This window comes from Microcoleus sp. OTE_8_concoct_300 (genome assembly GCF_031383065.1).
Classification (GTDB): Bacteria; Cyanobacteriota; Cyanobacteriia; order Cyanobacteriales; family Microcoleaceae; genus Microcoleus.
The window spans coordinates 1-1280 of record NZ_JANMZH010000946.1 but is presented as its reverse complement, the minus strand read 5'-3'; the positions used below and the strand labels follow the sequence as shown (position 1 = coordinate 1280).

The 1280-nt window shown below is 40.2% G+C and carries 1 protein-coding gene; it reads right to left on the bottom strand.

From position 1 onward, the window contains the following. Window positions 1-191 precede the first annotated feature (191 nt). Window positions 192-617, bottom strand: a complete 426-nt coding sequence (locus tag ACUVJL_RS40160; protein ID WP_445250926.1) for a Uma2 family endonuclease — start codon at window positions 615-617, stop codon at window positions 192-194. Between the last annotated feature and the right edge of the window lie 663 nt (window positions 618-1280).

Here is a 1280-nt window from a genome sequence, read left to right as displayed (position 1 = left end):
AATGGCGGATCTAAAATTTCATTGACTGATAATTTCAGATTGGGAAATACTACAGATTCCATTTCCTCACCCGGCAAGTAATTTACCTCTGTATAAATGTCATCACCTTCGAGAAATGCCATAACTCGCACCCGTTGTCTGGTTTCTGCTGGGTCAACAATCACATATTCCGGTACGTTAGCTAGTTGGTACTATCCTCGTTTAGTTATATAGTCTGCCCGCCGATCTTGGCTAACTACTTCTATCACTAATAACGCTGTTTCATCCAAGTCAAGGATGCCCCCTCCGGGTCTAGCAGCAGCTTGCTCCAAAAGACTTTGAGTGCAAACAACTACATCAGGAACACGGGAGGAATTTTCTTCTGTTCTCACTCCTAAGCCTGTTTTTACTACTAAGTCAAGATTGTGTTCAGCTAGGTAACGCTGCAATTTGTAAACGAAATATTCGCAAATTTTTATGTGTAAAACTGTTGCTGTTGCCAGCGGTATTAATTTGCCTTTGTACAATTCGTATTGTACATCGTCATTGCTTTGATAAACTTTGTATTCTTCAAAAGTTAATGTCGGCGAAGTATCGAGCTGTTTTTCTGCGACGGCTGGCACAATAGATTGAGACATATATTTTTACCTATGTCGATAGTATTCTATTATACTAAAATTTAATTTTAACACTCAAGGCATTGAGTACAAAAAGATCGATCGCCCTTATGGACAATCAAGCAATTTGATCCGGAACCCCCGGATTCATTCGTGGAGCGATAAAAAAGCTCCTCGCTCCCGATCGCAAGCCCCCGGATTGATCAGTGGAGTCGCTTTCTTCAATCTAAAATCTAAAATCTAAAATCGTGTAACTCTCCAATAAGCGCACCCCGCAAGAGTTTTAACTGGAGTTTAGACTAAGACAGAATAAAGAGGCGCATTACTGTAGATTAAATGCACTAAAAGATAAGCGATCGAAAACTTCTGATTAGGGGGATTTTTTGGCGGGTTGTATGGGACGAGAAAACCCTTTTTTGACCACAGGATATCGAATTCTGGGCCGTCGTTGTTTCCCTTTAATCCAACCGTCCGATTTACCTCGCTGTTTGGGAACTCGAGCTGGTGTGCCTAAGAGGGCTAAAATGCTTCCAAAAGATTGAGCTAAGCTGTTGTGCATTTAAAACGCATATTGGTATAATATAACATAATGATATTCAGAAAAAGTGAATGCCTGCTAAAAACTTTCTAAGTTCCGAAACAAAGGAAACTCTTCAACAAGTATTAAAAGAGCATGAGCATCCA

Bases quoted from the DNA above. Each gene is read 5' to 3' on its own strand.
- ACUVJL_RS40160 (WP_445250926.1), bottom strand. From the start codon at position 617: ATGTCTCAATCTATTGTGCCAGCCGTCGCAGAAAAACAGCTCGATACT.